Below are 17166 nucleotides of genomic sequence, written 5' to 3' on the forward strand. Positions count from 1 at the left end.
ACGGCTGTTTGGCTTAGATTATTGTCGTCCGGAAACTTTTCTGTAGAACTTAATGAAAGGTCGATACTGTTCGTTAACTAGCCCTACAGATTCAACAATGAAATGAGTAATTAGAAACAAACCGACAATAATAAGTAAGGAGCCCCATAAAGTAACTGATGATAACATGATCGCACTCACACTAAATAATATCCCAAGTGCGTATATAGCCAATACCGTATTTCTATGTGACAAGCCCATGGCCAATATACGATGATGGAGATGTGATTTATCAGGTGCTGATATAGGCCTTTTATTTATGATCCGTCTTATTATCGCAAAGGTCGTGTCAAATATTGGTACTCCCAAGATGATGATGGGTATAATAAAACTGAAAAGTGTCACACTCTTATATAAACCAAGTAAGGATAAAATTGAAATAGAGTATCCCAAAAAGAGTGCTCCTGTATCCCCCATAAATATTTTTGCGGGGTGAAAATTATAAAAAAGAAAGCCCAGAGTACTTCCCAAGATGATAATCGATAACAAGAGAATTAAATCTTTACCGGCCAGTCCGGCCATGATAGCTATCGTAGCAATACCGATTGAGGATATTCCAGCAGCCAGACCATCTAACCCATCAATAAGGTTAATGGCATTGGTAATACCAACAATCCATAAAACCGTTATTGGAAACGACATCCATCCAAGATAAAACTTCTCTACAATGAACGGAATGCTGATAAAGTCAATTGTTAATCCTGTACTTACGATGATCAATGCTACAACAATCTGGCCTGCGAACTTAACTTTGGCAGAAAGTTCATATTTATCATCAAGTATTCCCAATAATGTTATTAGGATACCACCCACAGTTATTGCGGTTACTTTTTCATTATAAAGCCCACTGACATAGTAACCAACAGCAACTCCTATAAAAATGGCGAGACCTCCCAAACGAGGCATAACTTTTTCATGTACTTTTCGATGATTTGGCTTATCTGTTGCACCAATTTTAATTGCCAGCTTTATAACGAGCGGAGTCGTAATCAGGACCGTAATCAGAGAGGCTAAAAAAGCTAAAATAACTTTGTCCACAATTATATCCCCTTAATATTCAAGTTACAGTATTAGTTTGCATCAAATATCTACATAATTCCCTAGCAATAAGTGGACATTCGACAAACTTTTTGCATACTGTTTCTTTCAATATAGCATTCTTCTAAATTTTTTCATCATAAAACATCATCATCGTATCATAATAATGAACATGTGCCAACACATTTCTAAATTATTTTGGTGGATGTTTCTTAATATCCCGCAAAAAACTACAGAGAATGACACGGAGAAGTACCTAGACCATCATTAATTATTTACCCGATTGGAACTACAGAAAAACCACTGCGCCAAGCTCGAAAAACAATGAGACTTGTCGAATTTGCACGCTACAGGGCCAGAAATTTTTGTATTATAATCTTTTCTTCATTGCAAAGAATGCATAATTCAGAAAACACCAAATCGAATAGGGTAGGCTTAGTTTTTCAATTTTTCTGTAAACCTGCCAGTTCCTTTTTGCCGCCTTTACTTTATTACTTGATATCGACCCTTTTACTACCCTATATTTTGAAAGCGTCTCTTTTAAACCATAGGCTTTGAATCCTTTTTTCAGGATGGACAGCTCAAACGCGTAGTCTTGTCGAGTACGAATATTTGGCATTTCAACACTTCCAGTTTTTTCAACATTGATCATAACTGTCAAAAAGCCAATGATTGTATTTTTTAATAAACCATGGTAATCAATCTCCTCAGGGATTTCAATGATTTTTCCTGTATCTTTACCAGATTGATCCATGATTGAGTATTGAGTGAAAGTGAAAGCGTAATGATTATCTTCCATGAATTGGATTTGTTTCTCTAACTTTTTGGGAAGCCATTGATCATCAGCATCCAAAAATGCTATATATGGTCCTTTTGCTTTTTTCATGGCCGTATTACGTGCCACTGCGGCACCGCTATTACTTTCTAGAAAGAACACTTTGATTCTTTCGTCCGAATCGACCTCTTGATTAAGGATATCCCTTGTACGATCAGTTGAACAATCATCCACAATGATTAATTCCCAATTTTGATGAGTTTGGTTTTTGACTGAATCGATAGTTCCTTTGATATACGCCTCTGAGTTATATGTTGGCGTTATGATTGATACAAAAGGCTGTTTTTCTTGCATGATTACGTCACCTCATTTACAAAAATAAAGCTGGCAGAAGCGCCAGCTTTCACCAGATATATTCTAGTTTCGGAAAACTTCAGGAACTAATAGTAAAAAAGCACTTAGCATTAGGCCGATTATGACACCAAATACTGTTTTCTTAAATGGATTTTGTTTTTGAGTGGTCATATTGGACGATTTTTCATCCAGAAGTGTGACTGGCTCCATCACTTCCGCTTCCCTGGCGTTATATAAATCTTGTCGAAGATCATATAAGAACTCTTTTTGTTCAATCTCTTCTTCATTACTGACATTAGTCTCTTGCAAATCTTCTACGGTCTCGTCAACTATGTTTGTCCATTCTTTGTACCTGCCACTACTTAAAGACAAAAATGCATCTACAATGCCTTGAAGGGACTTTTTCACAGTTTCTTTATCATTACCTGTTAATGAAATGACTAATAGCTCATCATATACATTCTCTAAAGTCATATTTTGTTTTAAATCTTCGACTTCAACATCTAATGCATTCTCATCAATGACTTTGTTTAAAAAAGCAGAACTACTCACTAAATTTTTCACGCTATTAGGGTGGTTTAATTGAGGGTCATTGAATTGCCCTAAGCTTATTGTTACATCAGCAAATTGTACGCCTTTATTCATTTCAGTACTATTATTGCCCCCAGCTAAAACAAAAGAAAGTACACCTGTAAAAACGGGGATTAAAAGCAGAAATACAGCAAATTTCTTAAAACGAGTAATAATATTGGATAATGTTTGTTTCATATCATATCACCTTTACGTTTGGTAGTCCTTCATAGACATTAATTATTTCACTAACATTCTTTTTCCAAGTGAATTGATCATTTACTTTATTTACCGCTCTCATTCCCATTTGTGTTCTGATAGCAGGATTCTCAATGAGGTATTCAAATGCTTCTGTAAGTGTATCTGTTTCTTTAGAAGGAACAAGTAATCCTTCCTCGTTCACGGTAATGATTTCTTCAACGCCTTCCCCAATACACCCTATTACAGCATTTCCACTTGCCATTGCTTCAATATAGACCACACCAAATGCTTCATTCCAACTTGGCAGTGAGAATACTTCACTCTCTTCCATAAGCTCCTTCACCACTTCTGGCTTAACCGCTCCCAAGAATTCCACATTCCCCTCCAAGTCCAACTCTTTGGTTAACTGAGTTAAAGCATCTCTTTCTGGGCCATCTCCAGCAATAATATAATGAAAATTTCGGTGTCCCAGTTTACTTAATGCTCTAAGATTGAACTCTATTCCCTTTCTCACAACTAAATGACATACACTAAGTATTCTTGTTTTACCAGGAGGGAAATATGTCTTAGCGTTCTCACATCTTTCCAGAAACAACTCATTGATTCCGTTGTGAATCACCTTAATTTTCTCATCAGGTACTTGTAAATGGGTTTGATTGATTTTATTTAAACGTTCACTCACGAGAATGACTTTTGCAGCCTGATTCATCGTATTCTCTATGAGTGACTTTGCTTTATCGTTTAAATGAATTGATTTAAAAAAGTCTTCCCCATGGATTGTTACCACATAAGGTACTCCTAAATCCTTAGAGACTAGATTAGCCGCTACTCCATCTGGCAAGGCGACGTGAGCGTGTATAACGTCGAAGTCGAAATCTTGTTTCACTTCATTAACTAAATGTTTAATTCCTTTATACATATGGTCCCCATTACGTTCAAAGAGGATATTCCTAGGAAGTGATAAATATCTGGGATGATAAATTTTAACCCCGTCTCTAACGTCTGTCTTCGGGATTTCTGAGAATTCCCTCCACTTCTCATTCAATAAATTTATTGGAAATGGTGTGGATTTAATAGGTGAAATAACTCTTACTTCACAGCCCTGTCTGATTAGTTCTTTAACTTGTTCATGTACAAACGTCCCATATACAGGGTGTGTAGAAGATGGATACATGTGAGAAATAATCAATACTTTCATTTAAACATCTCCTATCTGGCTTAATAAATACGTGAATGAACGGACGAATACTTTCTAGTATAATTCAAAAACCCTACGCTTACGGCAATTAAAACCCAGTGATAGAAAAGATTTGATACAGAGCTTGGGCTAATGGAAGCTGGGACAAATGTAATCAAAGCAAATAATAAACCCTCTGTGATCATTTTTTCCGAATCATCTGTAGATTTCTTCAAAAAACGATATAAAGACGTAATTAATGTAGAGAATAAAAGTACATACCCCACAAATATAATAAGCCCGAAATTACTGAATATTTCTAACCACCAATTATGCATAACAAAGATATCTCTTGTGAAGTATTGTGAATAATGCTGTAAGTAATATTGAGAATTCCCTGCACCTACACCAAACCCAAAAGTTTCTGCAATAAAATAAAAAGCATTTTTTGTTAAATTAACCCTAACATCATTAGAACCCATATTAGAAGGGTTAATGCCTTCACCACTAAACTTTTGAGCTATACTTTGAAATTTCTCGGAGAAAAGGAGCATGATGAAAGATATTAGTACTCCTCCTGAAATCAACATCCATTTCTTCACAACAGGTTTTGAAAGTAAAAAGATATAAGCCAGGATTCCTATACTTAGTCCTAAAATACTTCCTCTAGAAGATGTAACAAAAATTAAATATAGGGATAATCCTAAGAAAAGAAGTCCAACTAACTTCACCAATTGATTCTTTGAATACTTAATTAAGGAGATAAAGAAAAATGAACTTATCGCTAGAAGCGTTGCATAATCATTTTGATTTACAAATACCGCTGTTGGGATTCCCTGTACATATTCAGCTTGGGTATTGATAGTTGAGATGGCAAGATGCTGCTTTGTAAAATGATTCCACAACCCAATACTCACCAAGACTGCAAGCATAAAAATCCAAATGTAAAATAAGTTTAAGTATTGTAAGCGGTTCGTAAAATAAATAGTTACTAACGTTACAAGCATGATTCCAATAAATAAAACCATTAAGTATTTTATGCCTTCCGTAATGGACTGCACCCATATGAGCGATAGAACTCCATATGCGAGCCAAAAATACAAAAAATAAAGAATAAATTTCACTTTTGAATGGTGAAGTGAAATCTCTCCTTTTACTAAATGTACTAGGAACACTGCAAATGAAAGTAAAAAGAAAAACCTATATGGGAATAAACTGAATGGACCGAGACTTACTGACAATACTCCTGAATTTAAAAAAGCAGTAGCAATGAATAAATACAAAAATATATAGATCCAATCGTACTTGCTGATAATAAAAGCGCCTATGGCTGTAATGAAAACCAATAAAAGCATCATAAAAACAAATTTTTTATCAGCAATCGTGTCTGAAAGTAGTTTGAATGCTACGTAAGAAAATACTCCACTTAAGAGTAGCGATAATAAAAGTTGAAGTGATTTATGTTCAATTAGTTTATTTTTTAGGGTCTCCACTGTTTTCCCCCCTTTTTTGCTTAATTAATTAATTGAATGTTTATTTTTCAATTTCGTTTAAATATGGCTTGAAAATGTTTCTTCTGTAGAATCTTTGCCTTGTCTCAATTGGAATTCTCTTTTTTTCTGTAAGGGTTAAATATGGCTCAAAAAACTTTTGAAAGTGAGAACCCTCTTTAAAGCAATCAAATATCGGCAAACCAAGGCCTAAATAATCAAAAGTTTTGGTACCATGCTCGATATCTTCATCTCGTATAATACAAAATCCAATATCTGCTTTTGATGCTCTGGTTATTGCTTCATGATAGGGCATTCTTGGAATGAATCGAACATACTCTTCCATATCAAGTCTAGATATGATTGGGCGTATTTTTTCTTCATTACATCCTATGAACTCTAATACAAACTTTTTATCCTCTTGAATATTGACATCTCTTAATTTCTTCAGTGCTCTCTCTGCTTTTTCTTCCCCATATTCAACAAATTTCCCCATACAAACATAAGTAGTTACATCATTATCAGGTAGTTCCTTCTGATATTGTGCGATTTCTTCAACATTAATATCATGCCCATTAATAACTATCGTGAACTTTTCTGTATTCCCTACTACCTCTTTGTGTGATTCTTTCATACCTTCAGTCACAGTCCAGATTTGTTCACTGTATTTATACATTAGTCTTTCCCAAAACTCCGCTCTTTTTATTACTAAATTGCTCGCTTTTGCTTTTGTCCCTCCAAAGCCTCTTTTTAAATTGGCAGACCACGGATCCCGAATATCGACAATGAATTTTTTCTTTCTTAATATACAAGCCAATAAAATAAAACGCAGATGCCAAAAAGGACCACATGAAACGAATAATTTATCATAATCTGCAGTCATTAGGTGCTTAAATACTTGAAAACCCCATAGGATTTTGCTCTTTAAAGCTTTCTCACCAAACGTTTTTTTTGTGATGACTTCGAGATCATTCCCTCTATCTTCCAACATTTCTGTCAAAACTCTCGACCTTAGAGAGGCTACCCCGTCCTCATCAAAAAAATAATATGCCACATAGGCTATTTTCGTCATACCTTGCCACCTCAAGATTAACTAATAATTTCCGAAAAGATCTTACAACTCCACATAAAAATTTAGGATAGAACAACTTCATTCTATCCTAAAGAATATTAATACGATTAAATTTTACGACAAATTTCTCCAGAAAGGAATAAGTTTTGAGTTTTTACACTAACGAAGGCCTTCCTATGGAGTGGTACTCTATTCCAAATTCAGCTACATGGTCCAATGAAAAACAATTCCGCCCATCGAAAATCACCGGCTTATTTGGTGAATCAGCGATTTTAGAAAGATCCATCTCTTTGATTTCTTGCCAATCCGTCAGAATCATAATAATATCTGCATCTTTAATGGTTTCATCTAACGTTTCAGTAATGGTCACCTGCGAAGGTAAAACTTTCTTAGCTGTTTCTTTAGCAATTGGATCATACCCTTTAATAGTCGCACCTTGTTTAACGAGCTCGCTGGAAATTACAATGGAAGCAGCTTCTCGCATATCATCGGTGTTTGGTTTGAATGCAAGACCCAATAACGCAACATTCATTCCCTCTAATCGTCCGAATCTCTTCATCGCTTTTTCAATAAGGCGATGTTGTTGTTTGTTATTCACTTCAATGACTGATTTTAACAACCGGAAATCATGCTCAACTTCCCCTGAAATTTGGATGAGCGCTTTGGTATCTTTAGGGAAGCATGACCCGCCATATCCAATTCCGGCACTTAGGAATTTCTCTCCAATACGGTCATCCAGACCCATTCCTTTAGCTACATCAATGACATTTGCATTCAGCTTTTCACATATATTCGCAATTTCATTAATAAAGCTAATTTTAGTGGCTAAAAAGGCATTGGAAGCATACTTAATCATTTCAGCCGTTTCAATATCGGTCACCATAATGGTTGTGTCAAATGGTTCATGAAGTTTACGCAGTATGTCCCCAGCCTTCTGAGATTCAACTCCTATAATTGCTCTTTCCATATTCATCGTATCATATATGGCTGAACCTTCTCGGAGAAACTCAGGATTGGAGGCAACATCAAATTGGTCATGTCCACAATACTCAGAGATAATGGATTTCACTCTTCGATTAGTGCCTACTGGAACTGTACTTTTCGTAACAATAACCTTGTAATCTGAAATATTTTCTCCGATTGATTTCGCAACTGCTTCAACAAAACGCAAATCTGCTTCTCCATTTTCTTTCTCAGGTGTCCCCACGGCAATAATAATAACATCAGCACTATCCATGCCTTCTTTTAAATCTGTGGTAAAGAATAATCGCTCTGCAGAAGAATTTTTTATTACCAGTTCTTTCAACCCTGGTTCATATATAGGTACAATTCCTTTTTTTAAGTTATTTATCTTGCTTTCATCAAGATCTACACATGTGACCCGATTTCCAATATCACTAAAGCAAACACCTGAAACCAAGCCAACATATCCTGTTCCAATTACACAAACGTTCATGAATTCTATTCCTCCAAAATTAATCTTCTATAATTTCTTTTAGCCACTTGCGTAAAGGATCTTTCAAATCATCCCTCATTAAGGCAAATTCAACAGTTGCTTGAATGAATCCATACTTATCACCAATATCATACCTTTTTCCATTGAAATGGTACCCATACATATCCTGTTTAGAAGATAGTTCTTTCAGGGCATCAGTCAATTGTATTTCATTGCCCCTACCTGGTTCAATTGTTTCTAGTATATCTAAGATTTCAGGGGTTAAAACGTATCGTCCCATAATAGCAAGGTTTGAAGGAGCTTCTTCTAGTGAAGGTTTTTCTACCAGGTCTTTAATCTTCACTAAATTATCATTCGAAGATGAATCTTCTGGTGAGATCACTCCATATTTAGACACGTCTTTATCTGCCACTTCTTGTACACCTATAATTGAACTTTGTTTTTCTTCGAATTCATTAATAAGTTGTTTCAGGCAAGGGGTTTCAGAAACAACAATATCATCTCCAAGCATGACCGCAAACGGATCGTTTCCAATAAATTTGCGTGCACACCAGATGGCATGACCTAAGCCTTTAGGCTCTTTTTGTCGGATGTAATGAATATCTGCCATTGAAGAAATTTTTTGGATCTCTTCTAGTTGTTCATATTTTCCTTTTGAAGCCAGCATTTCTTCTAAAACCAAAGATTTATCAAAATGATCTTCTATAGCTCTTTTCCCTCGGCCAGTTACGATAAGTATATCTTCTATTCCAGAAGAAACTGCCTCTTCTATTATATATTGGATAGTAGGTGTATCTACGATTGGAAGCATTTCCTTTGGTTGAGCTTTGGTAGCTGGAAGAAATCTTGTACCCAGCCCAGCAGCAGGAATGATTGCCTTTTTCACTTTCATTATTCGACACCTCATTTGAATTTATTAAATACATTGAAAACAATTGTATTATAGCACAACCCTATAATAAAAATCTTGCTGTTACATGATTATAACCTCATTAACCATTTTGTAAATCTTTCAATACCAAAATATAAAAACAAAAGAGAAGAGACACACAGCCTCTTCTCTTTAAAAACATATTATAAATTCTTTTAATTTCCTAATACTGTATTTGGGTAGTAGAAGTTTAGAATCTCAACATAAGATTGTCCAGCCTCGGCTCTGACTTTAGCGCCGTACTGACTCATTCCCACTCCATGTCCAAATCCTTTTCCTTTGATAATATATTTTCCTTGGTTATTAACAATTTGCTCTACTTGATAGCTTTTGAAGTAACTACCACCGAACATTGATCGAAGTTCACTGATGGGAGAATCTTTTAATTTAAGTGTGTATAGTTTAATATCCCCAAGCAAAGCATTCTTAACATCCGTTTTAGCCTGATTCGAAATTGTTGCCTCTCCACCTAGATAGAAAACATGGGGTCTTAAACCTAATTCTTTAACCCAATTCTTTACCACCGAAGGAAGTGTATCTTTTTCAGTCAGCACGATAGGTGCAGATTTAGTTGCCGCAAGCACCGCACCTGGCAATGCATCAATAAATGTTTCACCTTGGGCAAAAAATACATTTTTCATATCAAAATTGTATTTCTCAGCTATATCGATACTTGTTTCATAACGGTTAGATCCTGCAATTCTATCAACTTTTGAGATTCCTAACTTGCGTATTTCTTTTTCTATATCTTCAGATAAAGCACTCGTTCCTCCAACCAATGTAACTTGTTCTATATTATTTGTTTTCAAAACTTCTTTTACTGAATTACTTAGCGCGTCTTTATCTGTCAGGAGAATCGGTCTTTGTTTCTCCGCAGCATAGGAAGCGATGGATAGTGCATCGGGAGATTCTTCATTTCCACTTGTGATAAATACCTGTTTAAACTCTTTTACTTCTTTAGCAACTTTTGCAGAAGTGTCATACCTTGTGGATCCTTCTATTCTTTTTACTTTATATCCCATTGAAGATAATTTTTGATCAACTTCATACGAGATTGCTTTTCCTCCACCTAATATATAAATATCAGAAGCTTTCAACTCTTTAATTTGGTCCATAATGACTGCCGGAAGCTTATCAGATTCTGTTAGCAATAATGGCGATGATAACTTTTTAGCCAAGACCGCACCTGTAATCGCATCAACATGTTTATCGCCCCGACCTAAGACTACGGCGTGTGCTACGTCCCAGCCTTCTTGGGAGATTTGCATACTCGTATGGTAACGGGTTTCCCCACCAAGGACCGTTGAATAGTCCTTAGGTATACTATTACTACTTTCTCGTTCAAATTCTCCATCTGAGTTTTTCACAAAGTACTCAACAGTTACACTGCCATTGGTTTTTTTACCAGTTTCTAATCCTTTATCTGACAGTGTACTTCCAGAAACACTAATATGGGGTACCCCTACAACTTTTATTTCGTCTCCACTATGTCCTGACTTCGTAATATACTTTTTAATATAGTTTAGGATTGTAGTATCTTCACTTTTTTCAAAGGTTTTATTCCACCATAGCTCTGGTCTGATAAGATCGAGGCTTGCGGTATTAATCTGTTCTTGATTAATGGATAAGTCCCATCCAATTTGTGGATCGTAATCGTCTGGTCTAGATGGTAAATAATTAAGTTTTGTGCCGCCCCAATAATTACTGTTAGACTCCGTGTGTCCACCATTACTGGAGGAATAGTATGCACCTATCAATTTTCCATTTTGTCGAAGCACTTTACCTTTCGTTTCTTCAACAGCTTTTGTGGAATTTGGATGCCAACTGTAGCCCGCATAAACTTGATTAGAAATGGTATCGTCAAAGTTTGAATTATTGACTCTCCCCATGGCATAAGTCCTGGCAGCGACAGTTTGTGCTTTCAATGCTTCTACATTCCACGAAGCAGGCATTTCACCTGGTACAACACCTTTTAAATAATCTTCGAAGGGGAGTTTATTAATAGGACGAATGTATCCAGATTCAATGGTAAATGTAACTGTACCCAGATATGGCTTGTCATTGATTGAGAAACGGTTACTCTCACTATATTGCTTTGGTTCAATCGTAAATTCCTGATTATAAGTCTTAATTATTGAGCTGTTTTTGTAAAGAGCTAACTTTCCACCTTCAATTTTGACTTCGTATTTATCATTAGAGGTCAACTTAGTATTGACGTCATCTGAAATGAAATATTCACCTTTTATCATTAACGATATCGCCTTTTGGTTCCCTAGGTAGTTCCGCAATTTGACTTTCACCTGGTCATCCGCTTGTGCAAAGGCTTTCGTATCAACAGAGACCGGAGCAAAAACAAACAATAAAACTAGGAACAAAGTTATCTTTCTCTTCATTTAATATTGCCTCCCGTCTTACACATTATTTTAAAGTAGCAGTGGATGTGTATCCATTTTCACCTGTCACTTCGATTTCTTCCTTTATCAACCCATGACCAGCAGCATAGTATCTAGTTAAAGTCGTTTCACTTCCTGCAATTTCATCTGAAACGGTTTTCACAACATATACATTTTTATATTCTTTTCCATTCATTTTCACAGTAGTATCTTCTTCAAGGACATCCCAGTCTGTATCCACACCAAGAATGCGTTCGCCTTTATTGGATTCAAAGTCTCCTAAAATACTTTTTTCACCGTTATTCTGTTCTGCATAATCCTGATAGACTAGCGTAATTTCTTCATCAGTCCACTTGTAAATTTCTGTTGTTTGAGTACTCCCTAAAGTGACAAGAAGTTGTATGTATTCTTGATTCTGGTCTACAATTTCTTCAGTGAAGAGTGTCTGACCATTTTCAACAAAAGCCCTCGGCTCACCTTTTTCTGGTCGCAGAAGGAAATACTTCTTGCTATCTTGTTTTTTATCAACCTTACTTTGCTCTTCCTCTTTTTCATCCGACTCATCATCCTCAGGAGAAGAAGGAACAGAATCCTGATTCTGTTCCTCTTCAGCTAATGTGGAGTCCTCATTCGTATTGGTTGCAGATTCGTTAGAATTTCCGGTCGAGTCTGAGGCTTTCTCTTCTGAGCAAGCTGTTAAGAATAGCAAACAGCCTACCATGAACGCAATTTGAAATTTATACATAGTTACTTCCTCCACTTGAAAATATAAATCTACTATTTCACCAAGTAAGTTGTATCTTTCACAACGTCATCTTTTAAAGTTCCACCAATGACGTTCACATTTAATATACGTTGATCATTACCAAGATTCATTAAGAACGCTTTAATTCCCTGATCCATCTTCTGACCTGATAAAATAAGCGGAGCCTTAGTTGACACTGCTAACGATGACGCAGCCAGTGCATCTGGGAAATTATCACCTGTCGTTAGAAAGATAGCGTCTGATTTAAAGCTATCTTTGAACTCCCATAGTACAGCTGTTAATGTTTTGTAGCGGTCTTCTCCAGCAAGTCTCTTAGCGTCCGTGGTAGCTTGGCCAACCAACCTTTCCACTGAATTTCCGATAACCGCGTCTCCACCGATCAGGCGAACTTTTTTCCCTTTTAATAGAGATAACGATGAAGATGTGATAGAGTCCTCTTTAGTTAGCACAATTCCCCATTTTTGTGCTGTAGCAATAGGCGCTACAGAAAGGGCATCGGCAAACTTGTCTCCAGAAGCAACAAAGTAACCATTAACGCTTCCTAACTTATTTAGGATTTCTAAATTAGTAGCATACCGGTCACTTCCTTGGATACGCTCAACACCAACATTCATACTCCTAATACTGGTTTCTACTTGTTTAGAAATAGCTTCTTGTCCACCGATAATAATAACTTTATCAGCACCCAGTCTCTTCAATTCCTCTTTCACCGTTGAATTTAATGCCTCGGTCTCCGAGAGCAGTAGGGGTGCCTGACCAAATTTCGAGGACAATGGACCTGCCGATAAGGCATCTGCCGAATCATATCCAGTAGCTAAGAGAACTACTTTTTGTTCTTTCTTGACATCAAAACCATTGGGATATAGGGATTTTGAAACTTCTACTGAAGTCATAATCCTGTCCAAACCACTCAGTTCTTTTACAGCAGGTTTATTTTGCACCGAATCACTTGATGAAGATGACCAGAGGATTTCCTTCGAATCATTTCTGATTACCCTACCAGATGATAACTTTTTAGCTTCGTGTAATGCTTGCTTATAATCATAATAATCTTTCTGTTTAGTGCTTGATTGATAAACAGAATAAATCGGTTTAAGTGTGTTCGACCAGAGAATCCAACCGTTTTCTTTATTTACTATATAGCTTTCATTTGTTGATTTCGCATAAGAATATGCTTGATCATATGAATAGAATTTTTTCTCAGCAACATCTTTACCATAATACACAATGTAATTTTCGTTATTGTAAATCGATTTCTGATTATATTTATCAAAAACGGTTACTAATACTTTTTTACTATCAGCAAATTTAACCGCTTCTTCTTTTGTCGCTTTTACAGCTAATCTTTCATTATTAGAATTGTATACTTCATATACTTTAAAGTATTCTTCTACACCTTGTGTTGCAGCCTTAGCTGCAGACCATTGGAAGTCGCTGGTTTTAATTCGGTTCTCCTCTTCAGCATTTGTCATATAGCCTAGTTCTAGTAAAACAGATGGTGATTGAGCATTCCGGATAACATAAAATGCTTCATCTGCGTGAATCCCTCTATCAACTGTTTTAAGGTTACTAACCATATTAGGATGGATTTCTTCCGCCAATCGTTTACTGTCAGATAAATATTTGATTTGTAATGGATCATGAGGCCAGCGAGAATCATAGTATTTAATCCCGTCATAATAGTAAGTTTCTGTCCCTTTTACATATGGCGAACGCGGATGACCATTATGGTGCACGGAAATAAATACCGTTTGATCATTATTTCCAGCTATCTGACTATTAGCATATCTCATCCTCATATCTAGATCTCCACCATTCCCAGATATGTAACTAGCAAAATCCTTATCTGTTTCTCTCGTCATCCTAACATCATAACCTTTATCTTTCAGTAGGGACTGTAGCTTTAAAGATACGAGAAGATTTACATCTCTTTCACACACTCTTGTAACATTTCCTGTTAACCCGCAAGTCCCTGTATGTTTTCCACCGTGCCCTGGGTCAATGATGACTCGCTTTTCTGCTGAAGCACCATCTGCTGATGCAAGCATGATAAGTCCCATTGAAAGTGCCATAGAAGCTAATAATTTTTTCTTCATTTCTTCCTCCTAAAAATGTCAATTATTCGTAATCTATGTCATATTATAGCAACATATTTCTCTTAACAACATAGATTATTTGGAAAATGGTTCTTGTTATCTAGAAGATTAAATTTCACTCTAGCCAGTCACCTCCAATGATATAAAAAATAGTTTCCAAACAAACTTGCCCTATGTAATTTTCCTGGACCTAGAAATATACGTAAATCAAACTAATTAAAGCACTCTACTCAGTTCATATCGGTTCGTTTTACTTATTATTAATCGTTTACCGATATGTAAAAAATGGAATATTCTTGTGGGTATTTCATTTTTTGATTAGACTATTAAAATTTCAGCTTCCAATTTCTACATTCATTATGTGTCTATTTATTAGGCGAATGCTATAGTCATAAACCAGTTATCACGAGAGCAAATGATATTTGCGGGAGCCAGCGCGATGTTCCGATCCAGTTCAGTAGCACAGTGAAAATATACACATCTTCAGTAGTTAATTAAGATGGGGCATCAGTGAAGCTCGAATGATGTTGCCGAAAATATAATTCAATACTTTTTTATACTGATGCTGCCAGATTATATAATAATACAGCTGAATAATAAAAAGAGTGGGATGTTGTAATCCCACTCTTTTTATTGACATGTTTATTCGTTATTTAAATCATCAATTCTCCACGCCTTAGGTAAAGAAATAGCATCTTCTCCACCTAAAATAAAGTACCCCTGTTTATTTTCAAACCACTTCGTACTCTCTTCAATATTGGATTGAGAAGGCCCCACTAATATCACAGGACCTTTTAATCTTCCTGCCAATGGTCCCGCTGTAAGGGCATCTGGATAGTTTTCACCCGTTGCAAAATATAGATACGGAGAAGGATATTGCTTACCAAAAACTTGCTGAATATTCTTGTTTGTAGAATATCGATCTTCGCCGGCAATACGGTAAGGACTCGGAAGCCCATTCTCAACTTTTCTAGAAATCACTGCTGTTCCACCAACAATATACGTTTTAGTTACTTCATTGGTATGAATGTATTTCTTTATTGAATCTGATATCGATTCCTTCTTCACAAACAAAATAGGATAGTTTAAAGCCCCGCTATAGCCCGCTACTGATAAAGCATCGGGATAATTTTCGCCAGAAACAATAAAGGCTTTGTTAGTATGATATGGTATCGCTTCGTTAATGGCTAAATTTGTCTCATATCTGGTATCACCGAATAGCCTATGAATACTAAGAGGTAAACGGTATAACGCGCCTTCTACATCATCAGAGAGCGCATTTTCCCCTCCCACAATGACTACTTGATCTGCTCCGAGTCTCTTAATCTCTTCAATTACTTCTTCTGAAACCTTCGATCCCTTTACCAACAAGATTGGACAATCTAAATATGATGCTAATGGAGAAGCTGCTAAACTATCAGCAAAAGTATCTCCACTAGCTAAAACGACAAATTTCCCTGAAAGCTTTTGGTTATCAATAAACCATTCTTTTTCATCTAAACCTTCCCAACCCTTTTGGGAAATCTCAACTGATGTTGATACGGAAGTAGGACCTGCCAACCTGTTCTTAGTATGGATATAATCCAAGGCTTCATAAGCATTTACAAGTCCTTCACCTAGCGAATAATCAGTCTCTATCGTATCTGAAGTATTTTCAATAATTCCCTTAACCTGATGACCACTCAAATATGGTGCTTGCTGTTTTACCATTGCTGCGACGGAACTGACAATTCCAGTTGACATACTTGTACCTTCCATTATAGTGTATCCACCTATACCTGTACTAAAGACATCTGTACCTGGTGCCACAACGTCCACAGATCTTCCGAAGTTTGAGAACTCTGCCTTCTTTAATGTTGAAGTATCAACACTACCCACCCCCAGAACACTTGAATATGCTGCGGGGTAAACCACCATTTCTGCATCATCATTTCCTGATGCTCCTACTACCAGCACTCCTTTGCTGGATGCATAATTAATAACATCTTCCAAAGATTTCATATTAGAATAACTGCCCAGACTTAGGTTAATGATATCAACACCTTGATCCACTGCGTATTCAATCCCTTTAATAACTGTAGACATAGAGGTTGTATCATCTTCAAAAACCTTAATCGGCATAAGTTTAACATTTTTTGCTATAGAAGAGACTCCAACGGAATTATTAGTAATTGCCCCTATCAATCCTGCTACGTGTGTGCCATGCCCTTCATGATCAATGGGTGCCTCTCCTTCTTGAACAAAGTTCTTACCCTCTACAATTGTTTCTTTTAGGTCAGGATGATTCAAATCTATTCCAGAATCAACTACTCCTACAACAATCGTATCTAAAGGCTTGTACTTTTCCCAAGCACTGGATATATTCATTCTGTCGAATAATAAAGATTGAGAGTCGTAGAAAGGATCATTTGTGACTGAAGATAATAAAAATGCGGGTTGATCTACTTCAGCATACTGAATTTCCGGATCCTTATTTAATTCCCTAATCCAGTTATCTTTCTCACTTATAGGTACTGAAAGGACGTCTAACTTAAATTTCCTTTCTTTCGTTACAGCCATCGTCTCAACATTTTGTTTATACTTAATCATAATATTTACTTTCTTTTCTGCTAACGCGGGATTTACCTGGATGAACATTGCAGATAGAATAAGTACCATAAAAAGCCTTAAATACTTCATTTTCCGCACCTCACATTTAAACAATTACATTAACTAACAGTATATCGAATAATTGTATAAAAAGTCTAAGGAATTTAGAATGAAAATACTGAAAATTCCACAATTACATCATTTCACAATAAAAAGGAC

General features: G+C 36.1%; 12 protein-coding genes. All 12 read right to left on the minus strand.

The window, feature by feature from the left end:
• Window positions 1-18: 18 nt before the first annotated feature.
• Window positions 19-1080 (minus strand): glycosyltransferase family 4 protein, encoded by a 1062-nt coding sequence (locus KH172YL63_RS19630; RefSeq protein WP_173108310.1) that lies wholly within the window; start codon window positions 1078-1080, stop codon window positions 19-21.
• 367 nt (window positions 1081-1447) lie between these two features.
• Window positions 1448-2206, minus strand: coding sequence for a glycosyltransferase family 2 protein (locus KH172YL63_RS19635; RefSeq protein WP_173107680.1), 759 nt, complete (start codon window positions 2204-2206; stop codon window positions 1448-1450).
• A 63-nt stretch (window positions 2207-2269) separates the two neighbouring features.
• A complete protein-coding gene (locus KH172YL63_RS19640; RefSeq protein ID WP_173107681.1) occupies window positions 2270-2974 on the minus strand; it encodes a YveK family protein in 705 nt (234 codons plus the stop codon).
• Window position 2975: 1 nt separating this feature from the next.
• Window positions 2976-4175: a glycosyltransferase gene (locus KH172YL63_RS19645; RefSeq protein WP_173107682.1), complete on the minus strand. Its 1200-nt coding sequence runs from the start codon at window positions 4173-4175 to the stop codon at window positions 2976-2978.
• Between the two features lie 20 nt (window positions 4176-4195).
• The gene (locus KH172YL63_RS19650; protein WP_173107683.1) at window positions 4196-5647 is read right to left on the minus strand and encodes an O-antigen ligase family protein; all 1452 of its coding nucleotides are present in this window, start codon (window positions 5645-5647) and stop codon (window positions 4196-4198) included.
• 40 nt (window positions 5648-5687) lie between these two features.
• Window positions 5688-6716, minus strand: coding sequence for a glycosyltransferase family protein (locus tag KH172YL63_RS19655; protein ID WP_173107684.1), 1029 nt, complete (start codon window positions 6714-6716; stop codon window positions 5688-5690).
• Between the two features lie 154 nt (window positions 6717-6870).
• The gene (locus KH172YL63_RS19660; protein ID WP_173107685.1) at window positions 6871-8172 is read right to left on the minus strand and encodes a UDP-glucose dehydrogenase family protein; all 1302 of its coding nucleotides are present in this window, start codon (window positions 8170-8172) and stop codon (window positions 6871-6873) included.
• A gap of 19 nt (window positions 8173-8191) precedes the next feature.
• Window positions 8192-9064, minus strand: coding sequence for a UTP--glucose-1-phosphate uridylyltransferase GalU (gene galU, locus KH172YL63_RS19665; RefSeq protein WP_173107686.1), 873 nt, complete (start codon window positions 9062-9064; stop codon window positions 8192-8194).
• 194 nt (window positions 9065-9258) lie between these two features.
• On the minus strand, window positions 9259-11496 hold the full coding sequence (locus KH172YL63_RS19670) for a SpoIID/LytB domain-containing protein (RefSeq protein WP_173107687.1): 2238 nt from the start codon (window positions 11494-11496) through the stop codon (window positions 9259-9261).
• A 25-nt stretch (window positions 11497-11521) separates the two neighbouring features.
• Window positions 11522-12241, minus strand: a complete 720-nt coding sequence (locus KH172YL63_RS19675; RefSeq protein ID WP_173107688.1) for a hypothetical protein — start codon at window positions 12239-12241, stop codon at window positions 11522-11524.
• A 32-nt stretch (window positions 12242-12273) separates the two neighbouring features.
• Complete coding sequence (locus tag KH172YL63_RS19680; protein ID WP_173107689.1) at window positions 12274-14358, minus strand: cell wall-binding repeat-containing protein; 2085 nt, start codon at window positions 14356-14358, stop codon at window positions 12274-12276.
• A 642-nt stretch (window positions 14359-15000) separates the two neighbouring features.
• Window positions 15001-17037 (minus strand): S8 family serine peptidase, encoded by a 2037-nt coding sequence (locus KH172YL63_RS19685; protein ID WP_173107690.1) that lies wholly within the window; start codon window positions 17035-17037, stop codon window positions 15001-15003.
• Window positions 17038-17166: the final 129 nt, after the last annotated feature.

The organism is Bacillus sp. KH172YL63 (assembly GCF_011398925.1).
Classification (GTDB): Bacteria; Bacillota; Bacilli; order Bacillales; family Bacillaceae_B; genus Rossellomorea.

What these genes read in the sequence shown, in the direction of transcription:
- KH172YL63_RS19670 (WP_173107687.1), bottom strand. Translation starts at nt 11,496, where the DNA reads ATGAAGAGAAAGATAACTTTGTTCCTAGTTTTATTGTTTGTTTTTGCT.
- KH172YL63_RS19645 (WP_173107682.1), bottom strand. Translation starts at nt 4,175, where the DNA reads ATGAAAGTATTGATTATTTCTCACATGTATCCATCTTCTACACACCCT.
- KH172YL63_RS19685 (WP_173107690.1), bottom strand. Translation starts at nt 17,037, where the DNA reads ATGAAGTATTTAAGGCTTTTTATGGTACTTATTCTATCTGCAATGTTC.
- KH172YL63_RS19640 (WP_173107681.1), bottom strand. Translation starts at nt 2,974, where the DNA reads ATGAAACAAACATTATCCAATATTATTACTCGTTTTAAGAAATTTGCT.
- KH172YL63_RS19655 (WP_173107684.1), bottom strand. Translation starts at nt 6,716, where the DNA reads ATGACGAAAATAGCCTATGTGGCATATTATTTTTTTGATGAGGACGGG.
- KH172YL63_RS19660 (WP_173107685.1), bottom strand. Translation starts at nt 8,172, where the DNA reads ATGAACGTTTGTGTAATTGGAACAGGATATGTTGGCTTGGTTTCAGGT.
- KH172YL63_RS19635 (WP_173107680.1), bottom strand. Translation starts at nt 2,206, where the DNA reads ATGCAAGAAAAACAGCCTTTTGTATCAATCATAACGCCAACATATAAC.
- galU (WP_173107686.1), bottom strand. Translation starts at nt 9,064, where the DNA reads ATGAAAGTGAAAAAGGCAATCATTCCTGCTGCTGGGCTGGGTACAAGA.
- KH172YL63_RS19680 (WP_173107689.1), bottom strand. Translation starts at nt 14,358, where the DNA reads ATGAAGAAAAAATTATTAGCTTCTATGGCACTTTCAATGGGACTTATC.
- KH172YL63_RS19675 (WP_173107688.1), bottom strand. Translation starts at nt 12,241, where the DNA reads ATGTATAAATTTCAAATTGCGTTCATGGTAGGCTGTTTGCTATTCTTA.